At 57.2% G+C, this 16,716-nt stretch carries 12 protein-coding genes; 8 read left to right on the top strand and 4 right to left on the bottom strand.

Going from position 1 to position 16,716, the window contains the following annotated elements; all coding sequences use genetic code 11:
• The first annotated feature begins 198 nt into the window (after positions 1-198).
• From EKD05_RS04765 to EKD05_RS04800, 8 genes are all read left to right on the top strand, one after another.
• Positions 199-2,268: an HAD family hydrolase gene (locus tag EKD05_RS04765; RefSeq protein WP_165360588.1), complete on the top strand. Its 2,070-nt coding sequence runs from the start codon at positions 199-201 to the stop codon at positions 2,266-2,268.
• Positions 2,269-2,279: 11 nt separating this feature from the next.
• The gene (locus EKD05_RS04770; protein WP_129671296.1) at positions 2,280-3,509 is read left to right on the top strand and encodes a glycosyltransferase family 4 protein; all 1,230 of its coding nucleotides are present in this window, start codon (positions 2,280-2,282) and stop codon (positions 3,507-3,509) included.
• A gap of 22 nt (positions 3,510-3,531) precedes the next feature.
• Entirely contained in the window at positions 3,532-4,638 is a 1,107-nt protein-coding gene (locus EKD05_RS04775; RefSeq protein ID WP_240695636.1) for a glycosyltransferase family 4 protein, read from the top strand.
• Complete coding sequence (locus EKD05_RS04780; RefSeq protein ID WP_129671298.1) at positions 4,635-5,735, top strand: glycosyltransferase family 4 protein; 1,101 nt, start codon at positions 4,635-4,637, stop codon at positions 5,733-5,735. Before EKD05_RS04775 ends, EKD05_RS04780 begins: the two co-directional genes overlap by 4 nt.
• Before the next feature lie 70 nt (positions 5,736-5,805).
• A complete protein-coding gene (locus tag EKD05_RS04785) occupies positions 5,806-6,918 on the top strand; it encodes a Gfo/Idh/MocA family protein (protein ID WP_129671299.1) in 1,113 nt (370 codons plus the stop codon).
• Between the two features lie 51 nt (positions 6,919-6,969).
• Positions 6,970-8,067 carry a Gfo/Idh/MocA family protein gene (locus tag EKD05_RS04790; protein WP_129671300.1) on the top strand — a complete coding sequence of 366 codons (1,098 nt, stop codon included), beginning with the start codon at positions 6,970-6,972 and terminating at the stop codon, positions 8,065-8,067.
• A gap of 110 nt (positions 8,068-8,177) precedes the next feature.
• Positions 8,178-9,164 carry a glycosyltransferase family 2 protein gene (locus EKD05_RS04795; RefSeq protein ID WP_129671301.1) on the top strand — a complete coding sequence of 329 codons (987 nt, stop codon included), beginning with the start codon at positions 8,178-8,180 and terminating at the stop codon, positions 9,162-9,164.
• A gap of 79 nt (positions 9,165-9,243) precedes the next feature.
• The gene (locus EKD05_RS04800) at positions 9,244-10,578 is read left to right on the top strand and encodes a glycosyltransferase family 2 protein (RefSeq protein WP_129671302.1); all 1,335 of its coding nucleotides are present in this window, start codon (positions 9,244-9,246) and stop codon (positions 10,576-10,578) included.
• Between the two features lie 4 nt (positions 10,579-10,582).
• Here the strand turns inward: EKD05_RS04800 and EKD05_RS04805 are convergent, their stop codons facing one another.
• The 4 genes from EKD05_RS04805 to EKD05_RS04820 all read right to left on the bottom strand — a co-directional run bounded on the left by EKD05_RS04805 (position 10,583) and on the right by EKD05_RS04820 (position 16,641).
• Positions 10,583-12,130, bottom strand: coding sequence for a WecB/TagA/CpsF family glycosyltransferase (locus EKD05_RS04805; protein WP_129671303.1), 1,548 nt, complete (start codon positions 12,128-12,130; stop codon positions 10,583-10,585).
• 595 nt (positions 12,131-12,725) lie between these two features.
• Positions 12,726-13,544, bottom strand: a complete 819-nt coding sequence (locus EKD05_RS04810) for a hypothetical protein (protein ID WP_129671304.1) — start codon at positions 13,542-13,544, stop codon at positions 12,726-12,728.
• A gap of 9 nt (positions 13,545-13,553) precedes the next feature.
• Entirely contained in the window at positions 13,554-14,717 is a 1,164-nt protein-coding gene (gene ftsZ / locus EKD05_RS04815; RefSeq protein ID WP_129671305.1) for a cell division protein FtsZ, read from the bottom strand.
• Positions 14,710-16,641, bottom strand: a complete 1,932-nt coding sequence (locus tag EKD05_RS04820; RefSeq protein WP_129671306.1) for an N-acetylmuramoyl-L-alanine amidase — start codon at positions 16,639-16,641, stop codon at positions 14,710-14,712. Before EKD05_RS04820 ends, ftsZ begins: the two co-directional genes overlap by 8 nt.
• Positions 16,642-16,716: the final 75 nt, after the last annotated feature.

Here is a 16,716-nt window from a genome sequence, read left to right on the forward strand (position 1 = left end):
TTTCAAACGAGCTTGACCGTTTGCGGTGATTGGAGTGCCCACTTCAGTCGGCTGAAGTAAAAAGTCGACTGAAGAATGAACATTCTTCCACACGCAAAGCCTGTCGTTGTCACCCAAGCGTCAGCTTTTTCGTTTACAATAGAAAGGATTTCTTGAACAATACTGGGAATTTCCCACAGATCAGGATCAATCCAGTATATGAAAGTTATGTCATTTGATGTTTTTGATACGCTGCTGACCAGAGTTACTGGCCAACCCGGCGCAATCTTTCTCTTCCTGGGACGTCAGTTAGCCCAGGAGGGCCTGTTGCCGTGTTCACCTGAGGTTTTTGCCCGTCTGCGCTCAGAGGCTGAACAGCGTGCTTTTGAAAATGCTGGTGGACTTGACTCGCATGTGGATCTTGCGCGAATTTATGAAGAACTCGGCGTTGTTCTCGGTCTTGATGCATCACAGCGTCAGATGATGATGAAGGCTGAGTTGGAGCTCGAAACGCGGTTTCTTCGTCCAATTCCAGCGATGGCTGAACGGTTGGTTCGTCTTCGTGCCTCTGGACAACGCGTCGTCTTTACCTCGGATATGTATCTTTCAGCTCAGACGATTCTTGAGTGGCTTGCCGCTCATGGTCTTGCCACGTCAGATGATACTTGCTATGCCTCGAGCGATTATGGACGCGCAAAGGTTTCTGGCGCTTTGTTTGATCTGCTCGTGCAACGTGAAGGGGTTGCGCCAAAAGAGGTGCTCCATATTGGCAACAATGCGCGTGCTGATTTTCGTGGTGCAAAAATGGCAGGTCTGCAGGCTGAGTTGGTGACTGACGGCAATCTGAATCGCTATGAAGAGGCACTGAGTCATTTTACCTATGCGACGGATGGCCTGGCGGCGCTTTTGGCGGGGGCTTCACGGCTGACGCGTTTAGCGCTCCCAGCTGCTACTGCTCATCAGCGAGCCTTGCGTGATATTAGTGCTGGGGTGGCAGCCCCTCTCCTTGTGGGCTTTACGCTCTGGATCTTATCTGAAGCACAACGGCTTGGCTTGCGCCGACTCTATTTTGCGGCGCGTGATGGACAGATGGTGCTAGAGCTGGCGAAGCGTATTGCGCCTAAACTCGGTCTGGAAGTCGATCTCCGTTATTTGTATAGTAGTCGTCAGGCGTGGTGTCTTCCTGCGATAACTGCTGATGAACAACTCTTACTTCAACGGATCCTTAGTACGTACGAATTGAAATCACTCGAGTTTTTGTCAGTTGAAGGTCTTCTGCATCGAGTGAATATTCGACCAGAGGAAATTGCTGCCCACCTGGTTGCTGTGCAATTGCATCCAGACGATTGGCAACGCAATCTAACCGTGGCCGAGCGCTTGGCAGTTCAGAAAGCGTTGTTTAAGGATCCTTTCCTCAATGCCTTGATTGTGGAACGGGCTTCTGAAGCACGGGCTTTGCTGCTCACATATTTGCAACAGGAGGGGATGCTGGATGGGACGCCGTTTGCGCTGGTTGATCTCGGTACCGGTGGAACCCTCCATATTGCCCTTGAGCTTGTCCTCGCAACAGTTGGTATGTCTCCCTTGACAAGTTTTTATCTTGGGTTTACAAATGAACCAACACATCATACTGGGAAGCTCTTGCCCTACCTCTTTGCGCGCCATACGGGGATGGGTTTCCCTAATGTGATGGGGTTAGTGCAGCTTGTTGAGATTGTTTGTACGGCTGATCATGGCACGGTCTTGGGTTTTCAACATAATGGTGCGCAGGTTGTGCCAATCTTGCAGGAGCAATTTAATACAGCAGCCTATGCTTGGGGCTATGCGTTTGTGCGCGAAACAATCTGTCATTTTGCCGATGTGCTTGAACTTAGCCCTGATCTGGTGAATGTACGTGTTGATGTGCGTCCAGCGGCAGTTGAGGCTATCAGCCACTTTTGGCGTCATCCTACGCGTGAAGAAGCGGTAGCCTGGGGCGCGTTTCCTTTTGATGATGGCTGGGGCAAAGAACTCTTTTTCTCTCCTCTAGCACGGCCCTATCAATGGTCAGATCTCCCGCGCATTCTTCGTACTGGACATATGGCGCATCCTCGCCATAATTGGCAGCGTGGTTCGCTGGTGCTTACGCATTCCAGGGTGCTGCGCAACCTTCTCCGTGCTTTGTTAACGCTCCACGAAGCAATCAAGTCGTCGCGAACCAAGCGTGGCCTCCGATTGCTCCGGCGTTGGGTTCAGCGCTTGATCCGCATACCTCAGGGGATTATGCCCGTTGAGCATCCCAAGAGTTAGGGAAAGCTTGTATGAAGACCCTCTTAGTCGCTCCCTTTAGCCCCTTCCCGCTCGTCTTTGGTGGTGCCATTCGGGTTCATTATCTGATGAAAATGCTGGCCTCCTTTTCCGAGGTTACTTTGCTGGCCTATCGTTCCTGGGCGGATGTCGAGGCGGAAGCGGTGCAAGACTACCTTGAGACGATTTGTCACCGCGTGATGCTCGTTGATGGCAAGCCGGCGGTGACTAATGTTGACCGGGTGCGTTCGGTGTTTTGCATGCGGTCTTTTCAATACGATGTACACTACAGCCAGCATTTTCAATTGATCATTGATGATCTGCTCGCTGCCGAGCAATTCGATGTCATTGTGGTCGAAATGACCCAGATGGGCTATTTTCGCTACCACCAACCAGGGGCTTTGCGTGTCCTTGATATGCAGAATATCGAGTACGAGTTGTTGTTCCGTCGGGCCGAGATGGTTGCCCATCCCCTGAAACGGGCAGCCTTCTGGCTCGAAGCTCAAAAGTGCTACCGCGATGAAATCGCGATCTGTCGTTCGTATGATCTGATCTTTACCCCTTCTGACCGTGAACGTCTGATTCTGCAACGCTTCAAGCAGATGCCCCCCGTGGAGACGTTGCCGAATACGATTGATGTTGATTACTTTGCCTTCCACCCCCAGCGCCCAATAACCAATCAGATCACCTTTATTGGGGCCACGCAAGTTGATGCCAATCGCGATGGCTTGCGCTATTTTATGACGCAGATCTTGCCCTTGATTGAACAGCACGTCCCTGATGTCCGGGTGTCAATTGTTGGCGGTGACCCGCCTCCTGAGATTGTGGCTTTTGGGCAACGACCAAATGTCGAAGTCACCGGCTTTGTGCCAGATGTGCGCACCTATATGGAGCAAGCAACGGTCCTGGTTGTGCCGCTGCGGAGTGGTGGGGGGACGCGGTTGAAAATTCTCGAAGGCCTCGCGTTTGGCGTGCCGACGATTTCGACGTCGGTCGGCGCGGAAGGTCTGAATCTGGTGGCTGGTGAGCATCTGCTGATTGCTGATACGCCTCAGGCGTTTGCGACGCACGTGGTACAGGCGTTGACCGATTCTGCGTTGCAAAAGCGCTTGAGTGTGGCCGGACGAAGGTTTGTCGAGGTACATTATTCGTGGCGGAACGTTGCCATCCAGTTGCACACCCAGCTTGAGCGTGCCTTAGGGTTAAGATCGACTGTTCCAGACGTTCACTCCACTCGCGCCTAGCCGTTCAGGAGGAACGAACACTGTGTATACCATCGGGTTTGTCATCGAACAAGTACTGGGCCATATTACCCATACACAGAATTTGCGGGCCAATGTGGGTGACGATGCTGACGTGCGCACCGAGTGGGTTCTCGTACCGTATGAGGTTGCGGGCCTGGCTCGTCATCTGCCTGTGTATGCAACGAACTGGACGATCCGTGCTGGTCTGGGGGCTCGACGTGGGCTTGCGCACATGGTTCGTGAGGTGCGCCCTGATGTGCTCTTCTTTCATACCCAGGTTCCAGCAATGCTGGCGGTGGATTGGCTGCGCCGCTTTCCCAGCATCATCTCGCTTGATGCAACGCCCTTGCAGTATGATCGGCTCGGTGAGTTCTATGCCCATCAGAAGGGTTCGTTGACGAGCGAACTCTTGAAGTGGCGTCTGAGTCGGGTCTGTTTTGAACTGGCGCGCCATCTTGTTGTCTGGAGCAACTGGGCCAAGCAGGGCTTGATCGATGAGTATGTTGTCCCTGCCGAGAAAATTACGGTTATTCCTCCAGGGGTCAATGTGCGCGAATGGGTCCGCCCTACCCCGCTTACGCCTGATGGTCATCAGTTGAAAATCCTGTTTGTGGGTGGCAACCTCGAACGGAAGGGCGGCCTCTTGTTACTTGAGGCGTTCCGTTCGTTGCGCCACCTCGGGATCGAGTTGCACCTCGTCACTCGTGATCCCGTTGCGCCCGAACCGGGTGTTTTTGTCTACCATGATATGCAACCCAACAGTGATCGCCTCAAGGCGTTGTACCATTGCTGCGATATCTTTGCCTTGCCAACCTATGGCGATTGCTTGCCTATGGTGCTTTCCGAAGCGGGTGCGGCTGGCATGGCCACGGTTTCGACCCGCGTGGGGGCTATTCCTGAGGTGGTACGCCATGCTGAGACGGGTTTGTTGGTTGAGCCTGGCGATGGGGCCGGGTTGACGCTGGCTCTACAACAGTTGGTGCTCAATCCCGCGTTGCGGCTGAGGCTGGCTCATGCCGCCGTCGCGCATATTCGGCAGGCCTATGATCTGCAGGTGAATTCCCGCCTTCTCTTTGAGCTGTTGAAGCATGAAGCGGCTGCGGCCCGTGGGCAAGTGAGGGTGGCATGACCAATCAAGTTCTCTTGACCGTCGCTGGAACTATTCCTGCTGATCTTGTTGATCAGATTGAACGCGGCCAGCGTCCGCGTGCTGACTATCTTGAATTGGCGCGTCATTGCGGCGCTGATCTGATCGATTATGCCCGTGCGCACCACGAGACGGGCCTGTTTGGGCGCCTTCTTGCCAGGCTTGGTGGTGCTGATCTGACCCTTGCCTGGGCCTGTTTTCGGCACCGCCACCGCTATCAGGCGATCATTACTGATGGCGAACAGGTCGGCCTCCCTCTGGCGACGCTGTTCAAGTTCTTGGCTTTGGGTAAACGACCGAAACACTTGATGATAACACATATTATTTCGGTGCCAAAGAAAATGTTTTTTCTTGATGTGTTACGTGTGCAAGATCACATTGATCGGTTTCTTGTCTATGCGACCCGTCAAAAACACTTTATTGAACAACGCTGGAAGCTTGCGCCCGAACGGGTCTTGTTCACGCCATTTATGGTGGATAGCCGTTTTTTTGCGCTGGAACATGTGGAGCCGGCGCATTTGGCGCGCCCGCAGATCTGTGCCGTGGGTCTCGAACGCCGTGATTACCCGACGTTGTTGCAGGCGGTTGATGGGTTGCCGGTTGATGTAGTGATTGCTGCGGCGAGCCCCTGGTCAAAGCGGCAGGATAGCACCGCTGGCCAGCGCATCCCCGCCAATGTGACGGTGCGTCGGTTTACCCAGTACGAGTTGCGCCAACTTTATGCTGATAGCGCGTTTCTTGTGATGCCCCTTGAACCGGTTGAATTCCAGGCCGGGATCACGGCTATCCTTGAGGCGATGGCGATGGAGCGTGCCGTGATCTGTTCGCGTGTGGCTGGTCAGACCGATGTGATCCGTGACCAGGAACATGGCCTTTATGTTGCTCCTGGTGATCCGGTTGCGCTACGCCGTGCGATTGAAATGTTGCTTGCGAACCCTGATCAAGCTGCTACAATGGGACGTAACGGGCGCCTGCTGGTGATGCAAGCGATGAATCTGGATCAGTATGCCGAGCGATTGAATGGCTTTGTGCAGGCGACGCTTGCTCGTGTAGCCCGTACGCCTTCTTCTTCTGCGTAGAACGCTCTTTCTGCTTTCAAGCCTGCCAGGAACACCCCGGGCAGCACCTGCTCGATAGGAGAGTTACCCAATGAAGATTGCCCTGGTTGGTTGCGGTTTTGTCGCTGACTATTACCTCAAGACCTTGCCAGAACATCCTGAACTCACGTTGCTCGGGGTCTATGACCGTAATCAGGCGCGTGCCAGGACGTTTTCGGCGTACCATAAGGTGCCTACCTACGCTTCGTTGCCGGCGCTGCTGGCTGATCGTCAGGTTGACATGGTGTTGAACCTGACGAATCCGCGTAGTCACTATGAGGTGTCGCGGGCGTGCCTTGAGGCAGGCAAGCATGTCTACTCGGAGAAGCCGTTGGCGATGACCTTGTCTGAGGCGCGTGAACTGGTCGAGATGGCTGAGCACCGTGGGTTGCTCATTATTTCGGCACCGTGTAGCTTGCTGGGCGAGACTGCCCAGACGGTCTGGAAAGCCATTCGTAAGCAGGTCATCGGTGCAGTGCGCCTGGTCTATGCAGAAATGGATGAGGGCATGGTCTTTAAGATGCCCTACAAAAAGTGGATCAGCGCTTCTGGGGCACCCTGGCCGTATAAAGATGAGTTTGAGATTGGTACTACCCTTGAACACGCGGGCTATGTGGCGACCTGGTTGCCGGCTTTTTTTGGTCCCGTGCAGTCAATTGCGGGTTTTTCAGCGTGCCTGGTTCCCGATAAGGGTACGCCGCTGGATGTCCTTGCCCCCGATTATGTGTCAGCTTCACTGCATTTTGCGTCAGGTGTGGTGGCTCGTTTGACCTGTAGTTTGCTTGCGCCCCACGATCACTCGCTACGGATTATTGGTGATAAAGGGGTTGTGTATACCGACGATACGTGGTACTACACGTCGCCGGTCTATGTGCGTCGCTGGTTCAATCTGCGGCGCCGTCATCTCGCATGGCCGCGCCGCACCTATCCGCTGGTTGGCAAAGGCACGCGCTATAAGTATCGCGGTACCCAGCAGATGGATTTTGCGCGTGGCCCCGCTGAACTGGCCGCAGCGGTGCGTGAGGGTCGCCCTGCACGCCTCTCGCCGCGCTATTCGTTGCATGTCAATGAACTTGTTCTGGCGGTACAAAATGAATTGCAGGGTGGTGCGACGTACAAGATGACAACGACGTTCGATCCGCTTGAACCGATGTCCTGGGTGTAGGGTGTAGGGCAAGGGGTGAGTTCTGCCGTCGTTGTAGTTGGGAGTGCGTTTATGTCGAAGCAGATTCGCTGGGGAATTCTGGGTGCAGGCCGCATTGCACGTGGTTTTGCGCAAGGATTACGGATATTGCCCGAGGCCAAGCTGGTGGGCATCGCGTCGCGTACGTCTGAGACGGTACGCCAATTTACCCGGATGCATCCGGTCGAGCGGGTTTATGCTTCATATGAAGAGATGGTGCGTGATCCGTCGCTTGATGTGATCTATGTTGCGACACCGCACAACCGCCATGTCCACGATGTGACGCTTTGTCTTGAGCATGGCAAAGCGGTGTTGTGTGAAAAACCGTTTACCGTCAATGCCCGTCAGACGCGTCAGGTGATTGAACTCGCCCGTGCCCGGCGGCTCTTTTGTATGGAAGCGATGTGGATGCGGTTCATTCCGCTGATCCGCCGGGTGGCTGAGCTTGCTGCCAGCGATCAACTTGGCGATCTGCGGATGTTTATGGCTGATTTCGGGGTAGCCAATGCGTATCAGCCCCAGACCCGTCTCTACAATCCGGCCCTGGCGGGCGGTGCGTTGCTCGACCGCGGTGTCTATCCAATCTCGCTGGCCCATATGCTCTTTGGCAAACCCGAAGAGGTGGTAGGGTTGGCCGGGATGACGCGGGAGGGGGTTGATGAGCATTCAGCGCTGGTGCTGCGTTTTCCCAAGGGGCGGCTTGCGGTACTTGCTTCGTCACTGAGTAGCTTTGGCTCGAATGGTGCCATTCTGTCGGGAACCCACGGTAAAATTCAGATCCATGCGCCTTTCTTTTGCCCTCAGCGGATGACGATCGAGCGCTATCAGCCGACTCTTGATCCGGTTGGCGGTGATCTCACGCTCAAACATCGTCTCGTGGAGGCAATCAAACAGAATCCGGTGCTCAACCGGGTCTACCCTGTGATGCGTTCGCTGGTACGCCCACGTCCACGCGATGTAACCATGCGCATCAAGGGCAATGGCTATAACTACGAGGCCGCTGAAGTCATGCGTTGCCTCCGCCTCGGCCTGACCGAGAGTCCGTTGATGCCCCTTGACGAGACCTTGCAGATTATGGAGACAATGGATACGGTCAGGGCCGCCTGGGGTCTCAAGTATCCTGGCGAGTAAGCTAACCAACTTGGCGATTTAGCGCAGTTCAATGGGCGAAAGCCTCCCAAGCGGGGCGTTCTTCCCAGGGCTGAAGTTCCTGAATTTCCGTGCCTAAAGGCAAGCATCCTATGAACCAATCTAGCCTGTCATCCTCGCCCTCCATCGATATTATCATCCCCACCCGCGGTCGTGGTGAGCTGATCACCACGACTATTGCCAGCATCCGCACCCTACGTGACGTATACTTTACGCTTTGGGTGATTGATCAAAGTGATGATGATCGCACTGAACAGTGTGTGCGTCGCCATGCGCTGGAAGATCCGCGGATCTGCTATCGGCGCACCCCCACTGTTGGTGCCAGCACGGCACGTAATCTTGGCGTGTCATTTGGGCAGGCTCCTTTCATTCTATTCACCGATGATGATTGTTACGTGCATCCCGACTGGGCTAGTTCGATGCTTGCCGAGTTGCGCAAACCGTCGATCTGGGCGGTCTTTGGGCGGGTGTTGCCTGCCACGCATGGTGCCGAGGATGCGACTGTGCTTCGCGGTGGTACGGTCGCCATCAAACCAGTTCAAGCGCCACAGGTGTATTCGGGCAATCGCCTTGATCTCAGCTTTGGCCATGGTGCGAGCATGGGCGTACAGCGTGACCGTATGGTGCAGTTGGGGGGCTTTGATGAGTTGCTCGGCGCGGGGGGCCCCTTGCATTCATGGGAAGACCGTGATGTTGGCTATCGGATTCTTGCGGCAGGGGGGCACATTGCGTATACCCCTGCTGCCCTCATTTACCATCGCCAGTGGCGTGATTGGGACGCGATTCGGCGGGTCTTTCGTGGGTATGCCATTGGGGCGGGGGCGTCGGCAAGCAAGTATGTGCGTTGTGGCGATCCCGTGGGGGTCGCGATCTTTACTGAGTGGATGTTCAGTCAAGGCCTGCGCCAGGCTGTCTCGGCGATCCTGAAATGGCGCAGTTGGCCCAAGCTCCAGGTTGCCCTTGAACAGTTTGTCTATCCTTGGTATGGGTTTGTCCAGGGGTTCCGCTATCCCGTTGATTGTACGCATTGCTTGTATCAGACGGGAACACAACCAGCAGAAGTGGTGCAAGCGCCCTAACTCAGACCGCTCTCGGGTGCAGCGACCTTCAGATGCAATCATGTATGGCGGCAGTGCAGTTGAAAATCGGAGCTAACGGGTGCTTCATGCCATCAAAGTCCTGGAACTTGAACTTACCCTCCCGCTCGTTGATCTGATCAATCTGGGGGCTTATCGCCGAGCGCACATCCTTGTTCGGTTGCAGGGCAGGCCGCTCGCCACCATCAGTCTGGAGGTGCAAGACGGTCGGATTCCTGCCACCGCACTGCGTGAGGCGCTGCTGCGCGAATGTGCCTGGATGCTTGTTGGTCAGCATCTGCAAGGCTTGTTGAACACTCCGCCTGCACAGCCTTGGACGCTCGATGATCTTGCGGTAGCGCCCCTGCCTCCGGTGTATGATGGCCCCTGGCCTTCGGTGACGGTGGCCGTTTGTACGCGGGATCGGCCCGAGGCCGTGGTGCGCTGTGTGCAGGCGCTCCTTGCCCTTGATTACCCTGGGGCGCTGGAATTGATCGTCGTTGATAATGCTCCATCCGACGATCGTGTGCCGCGTGCGCTTGAATCATACGCGCCCCACGTGCGTTATGTGCGTGAGCCGCGCCCCGGCCTTGATTGGGCGCGCAATCGCGCTCTTCGTGAGGCCCGTGGCGATATTCTGGCGTATACCGATGATGATGTACTGGTTGATCCGCTCTGGGTCCGTAGTCTGGCGCAAGTCTTTGCCCAGCATCCGGCGGTGATGGCGGTAACTGGCCTGGTGGAGCCATATGAATTGGAGACCGAGGCGCAGTTGGCGTTTGAGCAGTACGGTGGCTTTGGGCAGGGGTATGAGCAGCGCTGGTACGCGATCAATCGGCCGGCCGATCAACCAGCGACGATCTATGCCGCAACCGGCAAGTTTGGCACTGGTGCGAATATGGCCTATCGCCGTGAGCTTTTTGCTTCGCTTGGAGGCTTTGATCCGGCACTTGATGTGGGAACCCTCGCGAATGGGGGCGGTGATCTTGAGATGTTCTTTCGCGTGATCAAGGCAGGCCATATTCTGGTCTATGAGCCGCGTGCGCTGGTCTGGCATTGTCATCGGCGCGAAGCGGCCCAGTTTCATCAGCAGATTGCCAATAATGGCGTCGGGTTCTATGCGTATCTGGTACGGCTTTTTCTGCACTATGCTGACGAACGCCGCCACCTGCTCCGTTTCGCGGTCTGGTGGTTTTGCTCGTGGTATCTCTATCGTTGGGGGCGCTCGTATGTGGCACCGGTCAATACGACCCGCGACCTGATCGTTGCTGAGATGCGTGGAGCTTTGCTTGGGCTTGGTCGCTATCAGCGTGCGGTTCGCGTGGCGCGCCAGATGGTTCGACCCGATGATCTGCCCGATAGGTGCGCTAACCCTTCGCGCCTTCGCGTCAGCTTCTTTGAAAAGGAGTGGCCTTAGGTGGTCATGCTGATGTTGCCGTGGCAATATCCGGATAGAGGTTGAGGATCGTCTCAAGTTTGACGAGTTTCAAGGTACGGAGCACGTCACTCGAGCAGTTGGTAATGCGGAGTTCGCCCTCACGCCCGCGGGCGGCTCGGTCAACCTTAATCAGGGTTGACATACCAATGCTGGCGAGAAAGACGACCTCGCTCATATCAACAATCAATTTCGGATGGTGCTTGAGCTGTTCCATGCAGAGCTCGAGCATCGTTGAAGCTGTGGACGCATCAAAGAGGCGTGGGCTACGAATGATGTGCCATCCGCCCGTACCGGGCTTGGCATCGCTCACTTCGTTCGTCTTCAAGCGACGGTCTTCGGCGGCAGCCGGGCTCGCCATGATCTCAAAGAAGTGGTGCAGATTCACCAGAGTCAGAATTTCGCGGATCGGCCGAGGCACTTCGACGAGCCAGACATCGCCGCCACCAGCGCGGGCCTGATTTGCTAGGGCGACGAGCGCACCCAGCGCACTGCTGTCGAGGAATTCGGCTTCGGCCAGACTAATAATAAGATAGGGGTTGCCTTGCAACAACTGGTTGGCCTGTTGCACAAAGGTTGCCTGATTACTCACATCAAGCCGCCCACGAATACGCATGATTGGTGTCGTCTGCGTTGCGACCGCTGCGACTGGAACCGGTGTTGCCACCGAAGCTTCGTCGCCGTCTGCTGTCACTAGGATCGGCTCGGCAGGTGGGGGAGGGGGAGGCGGAGTCTCGATGGTGGTGGTGACGGGAATCATGTTGATCCCACCGCCGGAACGCATGGCCCACCACTGACGGGCAAAAAAATAGCCGAAGTAGCCAAAATCGTGCAGATACCGCTTGAGGAGGCGCTGTGGTTCTTGCGCCAGACGATAGATCCACTCGAGACCAGTGCGTTGCATCCAGGCGGGGGCGCGACGTGTGACCCCGACGATCATATCGAGGGTGCCCCCGATCCCGATGCAGATCGGCACTTGAAGGGTTGGCGCGTGCATTCGGATCCACTTTTCTTGTTTTGGATTGCCAAACGCAACGAGCAGAATATCGGGGCGGGCCGCTTTGATCGCATCCACGATGCCCTGATCCATCTCGAGCACCGAGGCGGGTGGCGGTGAAAGTACACCGGCGACCTTGAGGCCAGGGTTGCGTTGTTGCAAGATGTCAGCTGCACGGTCTGCAATGCCGGGCCCTGCCCCCAGAAAAAAGATCGAATAACCTTTGTGGGCGGCGCGATGGGCCAGGGTTGGTACCATATCGGCCCCTGTGACCCGGCCTGGCAGGGAACCACCTAGTAGGCGCGAGGCCCAGACAAGCGGCATGCCATCGGCGGTTGCCATATCGGCTTCTTGCAGAATACGGCGTAATTCAGGGTCGTGCAGTGAGTTGACCACAAAATCAGCGTTGACCGTTGCTATCTGATGGGTTCTACCAGTGGTTCTTCCATGGGCAATGAATTTGTCACAGCGCTCCAGCGCTTCTTCCATGGTTAGATTATCAATTGGGACGCCCAGAACGATGAGCAATTTGCGCATGGTGCCACCAGCCTCTGCTGTGCAGTCAATCGAATCGGTTTTTTTAGAGCAACACCAGATCGTGCAGGTGCATTGCTAGCTGCCTCTGGCAATGTACCAGGCTTAGTGAAAGATTTGCTGACAGTTATTGCTGCTCTTGATGAACATTCGTTCATCCATCAGAATGACAGACAGCAGATATGAGGTGCCGTATCCTGGCGATACAGGTCTGCTCTGGATCCAGACTCATTATAGCCTGAGTCTCGTGATTTGGTGAAGGCTGACGACGGTTAGGTGTCGGGCGGAGGAAACCTGCCAGGTGTGCGCCGCCGCGATCCTGGGGGGAGCGGAAGTTTCACCCAAGGTCTGACGGGGATTGCCCGGCCCGCGCCGGGGCATGGGTTGGCACGCACCCATGCAGCGGTGGAGCGCACGGGAACGCCCGTAACCGCGCAGGTGGCACCGGCTAGACCTCACAGGTCTCGCAGACCTGTGAGGTCTGGTCGAGCGGATTCATTTCTGGAAGACCATTAGCCGGCTGAAGCCGGCACTCCCTTCGGCAGCAGAGCAGAAAACTTACGTTACACACTATGTAGCGCCGCAGAAGCTGTGCCGATCAGGGAAGCGTGTGATCCCAGATCAACAGACCCGGACCATGACTCAGCACAACATGGGGCTGTGGTTCAGCTAAACTCAGCGTGCGCTGCTGCGGATCGGGGGGCAGCGCAATAATTTCGCCTTCGGAGCTGAAGATGACCCGGACGCACGTGAAGGCAAAGGTTAGTTCGGCCTGGCTTTGCAGGGTCAACTCGAGATCACTGTCACTATTTGCCCCGACACTGCCGCCAAGCTCGGTCATTGTTTCACGCAGGACGCTCATATCAACGTTGAGTCGTCGCCCGCGGGCCGAACTGAGTACGATGCTGATCTGACGACTAATCAGGATTGAGTCGATTAACAACAATTCATAGCCTGACTCGTTGAACAGAATCGAGGCGGCGGGGTTTTGCCGATCAATGCGGCGTTCGGTTAGCGCCCACCCGAGGGCGTTGGGATCAACGGCGCGCCGTCGTGCTTCTGGAAAGGCGAAAGTGAGGTGGGCCGCGCCTGCAAACCCCGCTTCAAGGTCGGCATACGGCAAGCCAAAACCCCGTAGAAAGCCGCGCAAGATGTGCAACCCCAGGTCGAGATTCACTTTGCGTGATCGCCGCCCCGAAATATCGGTGAGCAACGACTCTTCAATTGGTAACCCGAGTGGGCGCGCATCTTCGAGCATTGGCAACAAGGAACCACGAAAATACGTGCGTTTGTGGTGGTGGAGCAGTACCGTCAACGGAACCACGCGGGCATCGGGGATGCGCACGATATTCGCGTTGAAGAGATCATGCACCAGCCCGGTGAGCGGATCTTCACGACAGAGGGGGATAATGGTCATTACAGTTCCTTACGCCTGGCGAAAGCGCTTTAAGAAGGGTGGAATGTCTAGGGCATCCTGTTCGCGTACGCTGACTGGCTCGGTGGGGGCCGCGCGTGGTTTGACCTGGTTGATGCGGGAGGGCATCGCATATGGTTGCGCCAATGGCACGGGCTCTTGCAGGCTAAACCCGGTGGCGACGAGCGTGACTTTGACCGAGCCGTTGTTCATTGTGGGGTCGATGGTTGCCCCCAGGATGATGTTGGCGTCGGGATCAATGGTGCGTGCGACCATCTCGGCGACCCGTTCCACTTCGAAGAGCCCCAGGTCTTCGTCACCTGAGACATGCAAGAGGAGGCGGCTGGCCCCCTCAAGACGCCCTTCGAGCAAGGGGCAGGCCATGGCTCGGCGGGCCGCTTCGACGGCACGGTCGGCCCCCTGCGCCGAGCCGATGCCCAGTAAGGCCGGGCCGGCTTCACTCATGATCGTGCGTACGTCGGCGAAATCAACATTGATTAGGCCATGGTTGGTGACCAGGTCGGCAATGCCCTGAACGCCATGGCGCAGCACTGCATCAGCCATGCTGAACGATTCGCGCACCGTGGTGCTGCGTCCCGCTACTTGCAACAGGCGATCGTTGGGCACGACGATGACTGTGTCGGCAACGGCGCGCAGTGCCTCAAGGCCCTCTTCGGCGGTGCGCGCTCGTCGCCGCCCTTCAAATGAGAAGGGACGGGTCACCAGTGCCACGGTGAGCGCCCCAAGTTCGCGGGCGACTTCCGCCACAATTGGGGCCGCCCCGGTGCCCGTGCCTCCGCCCATGCCAGCCGCAATAAAGACCATATCAGCCCCACGCAGCGCGGCGGTCAGGGCTTTGAGCGACTCTTCAGCCGCATGACGCCCAACCTCTGGGTTGCCGCCCGCCCCCAGCCCCCGGGTGAGGTTTTCCCCGAGGCAAATGAGACCGCCTGCTCGTCCGCCCGATAATGCCTGCCGATCCGTATTTGCCGCAAGTGTGTCAATTGCCGCCATCCGATGCTTGACCAGGCAGTTGATGACATTGCCACCCGCCCCCCCTACTCCGATAACCCTGATCCGTAATTCGGGCGGACTTACCGTGAGGACGTCAGTGTCGGTTTGGAAGGGCGCCTGATCGTAGGTTGATGCTGGAAAGAAGATCAATCGCTCAGCCATGGACGTATTCCTTTGCATAGCCTGCGTTGCGCAGGACACGAATCCGTTCGGAGGGGATCTGCAGGGTGGTTGAGAGGGAGCGTACTAGCCACGAAAGTGCACGACGTTGGATCGTGTCAGCGTCGGATGGTCCTCCTTCAACGGCAATGACGATTGAGCGCTCACCAAGCGCGGTATCGGGTGCAGCAGTCGCAACGCAGGCTTCGTCGCACAGGCGATAGATGGCTCCGGTTGCGTCAATGTAATAATGCCAGCGCCCTGCCGCTGCTTCATGGTAGAGGTCGTTGCCAACCGGGCCTGTCGTTGCCGTGATCAAGATGGTGTCGGTTTGTGGGCGGGTGCGTTGCTGATGCTGGTGCAGCGAGGTGCCCATATCAAAGATGATCGGTTGGGCCGCCGGACTGCCGAGCAGGGCTGTCGGTTCTTCTGGTTCGTGCTGGTTCCAGGTGAGGCCCAGGTGGACACGTTGACGGAGCCGGGTCAGCGGGTGATCTGGATGCCCGCCCAGGAGGATCCCGGTCAGGCCGCCGACCCGTGCCGCATTGTTGTTGAGGCCGATGACCTTTGTTTCGCTGGGCAGGGCTTTGTCGAGCGGCCAGTCGACCGAGGGCAACTGGCAGGCCAGGATATCAAGGGCAAAGGGCATCAGCAGATAGGCTTCGGTCTGCACCATGACGACTTCGGGGCGCCCGAGGGGTGCACCGAGGCGTCGCCGTTCGGCCTGGCGGATCAAAAGGGCTTCGGCATCGTAGCGCCGCCCTGTCCGCGCACGGTAGAGGTCGTCGAGCAAGGTGCGGCGCAGGGTGCTGGTCGTGTCGGCATCGAGTCCGGCGAGGGTGCGATTCATTTCGCTCAGACGATAGACGGTCTGCCAGTCGTCAGCCGGTGAACAGAGGCTGTCGAGGCTGAAGTGCTGGCAGGTGAAGGCCTGGCGCCCGTTGATCGTCAGGCGGTGATTGGCCCCAATGGGAACCCCCAACCGGGCTGGTTGTTTGAGATAGGCCTGGTGAAAGGCCCACGCGGGCTTGAAGCCATGTAACGGGTCGGCAGAGCGAAAGAGCAGGTCAAGCAAGGCATCGCGCAGCGGGCCTGCGGGGGTTTGTTGCAGCCGCTTGGTCTGCTGCTGCGCCGGTGGCTCATCATCTGGCCCGTTGGCCTCGGCATAGATCAGGTCACGCGCATAGGCCTCGATGAGCAGGGGGGCCTGACCTGGCAGACGTACGGCGCGATCACGGTCATCCTGGCCCGTGCCGCCGCTCTGTCCGGTTGGGCGGGTCGTAATGACGGCCACTGGCAGCCCGAGACTCTGGCGGCGTGCGGCAGCAAAGAGCGGCCAGTCGGCAGCGATGCCGGTACCTGCGGCACGGTAGGCGAGATCGAGCATCAGGTTGCGCACCTGATCCTGGGGGGACGCGCTGCCTGCCTCACTGTTGGTATACACGCGCGCCACAAAGGTTTGCCACGGGAACCCGGCAGGATCAGTTTTGCGCCCCGGACTGATATCGAGGTGCCGCACGAGTTGGGGACGGGGCACATTGTAGCGTTCGACCAACATCCGGGTGAGTGCGACGGTTGCCGCTACCTGGGCCTCGGGGTAGGGGTCGCGCCCGGTATTGAGATTCTCCAACTCGATGCCGACCGAGACGGTGTTGAGGTTGTCGCGCATCTGCCCATCGATCATCCAGCGACTCACCCCGGCATGCCAAGCGATGTCTTCATCCTTCACCAACTGGCTGATCCGTCCGGCTTTATCAATGTAATAGTGACACGAGATTGGTCGGCGTTCGTCACCACCTTTGCGGAGCCACCCGAGATCACCGGGTCCCCGGCCTGCTGTGGCGTGGATCACAATGGCTCGAATCCGCTCGGCGCTGCCACGTTGAAAATGTTGGCGGGTCATTCCGACCCACGTAATGTTGCCCATCCCTGGTTCTCGCTTTATTTCATGACAACGGTTCGAGCCTGAAGCTAGTCGCTCAGTGCCTCTGCGTTAACCCAA

It is taken from the genome of Candidatus Chloroploca sp. Khr17, from assembly GCF_004138165.1.
Taxonomy (GTDB): Bacteria; Chloroflexota; Chloroflexia; order Chloroflexales; family Chloroflexaceae; genus Chloroploca.

Excerpts from the sequence above, each read along its gene's own strand:
- EKD05_RS04785 (WP_129671299.1), top strand. The coding sequence starts at position 5,806 with ATGAAGATTGCCCTGGTTGGTTGCGGTTTTGTCGCTGACTATTACCTC.
- EKD05_RS04805 (WP_129671303.1), bottom strand. The coding sequence starts at position 12,130 with ATGCGCAAATTGCTCATCGTTCTGGGCGTCCCAATTGATAATCTAACC.
- EKD05_RS04810 (WP_129671304.1), bottom strand. The coding sequence starts at position 13,544 with ATGACCATTATCCCCCTCTGTCGTGAAGATCCGCTCACCGGGCTGGTG.
- EKD05_RS04765 (WP_165360588.1), top strand. The coding sequence starts at position 199 with ATGAAAGTTATGTCATTTGATGTTTTTGATACGCTGCTGACCAGAGTT.
- ftsZ (WP_129671305.1), bottom strand. The coding sequence starts at position 14,717 with ATGGCTGAGCGATTGATCTTCTTTCCAGCATCAACCTACGATCAGGCG.
- EKD05_RS04795 (WP_129671301.1), top strand. The coding sequence starts at position 8,178 with ATGAACCAATCTAGCCTGTCATCCTCGCCCTCCATCGATATTATCATC.
- EKD05_RS04780 (WP_129671298.1), top strand. The coding sequence starts at position 4,635 with ATGACCAATCAAGTTCTCTTGACCGTCGCTGGAACTATTCCTGCTGAT.
- EKD05_RS04790 (WP_129671300.1), top strand. The coding sequence starts at position 6,970 with ATGTCGAAGCAGATTCGCTGGGGAATTCTGGGTGCAGGCCGCATTGCA.
- EKD05_RS04820 (WP_129671306.1), bottom strand. The coding sequence starts at position 16,641 with ATGGGCAACATTACGTGGGTCGGAATGACCCGCCAACATTTTCAACGT.
- EKD05_RS04770 (WP_129671296.1), top strand. The coding sequence starts at position 2,280 with ATGAAGACCCTCTTAGTCGCTCCCTTTAGCCCCTTCCCGCTCGTCTTT.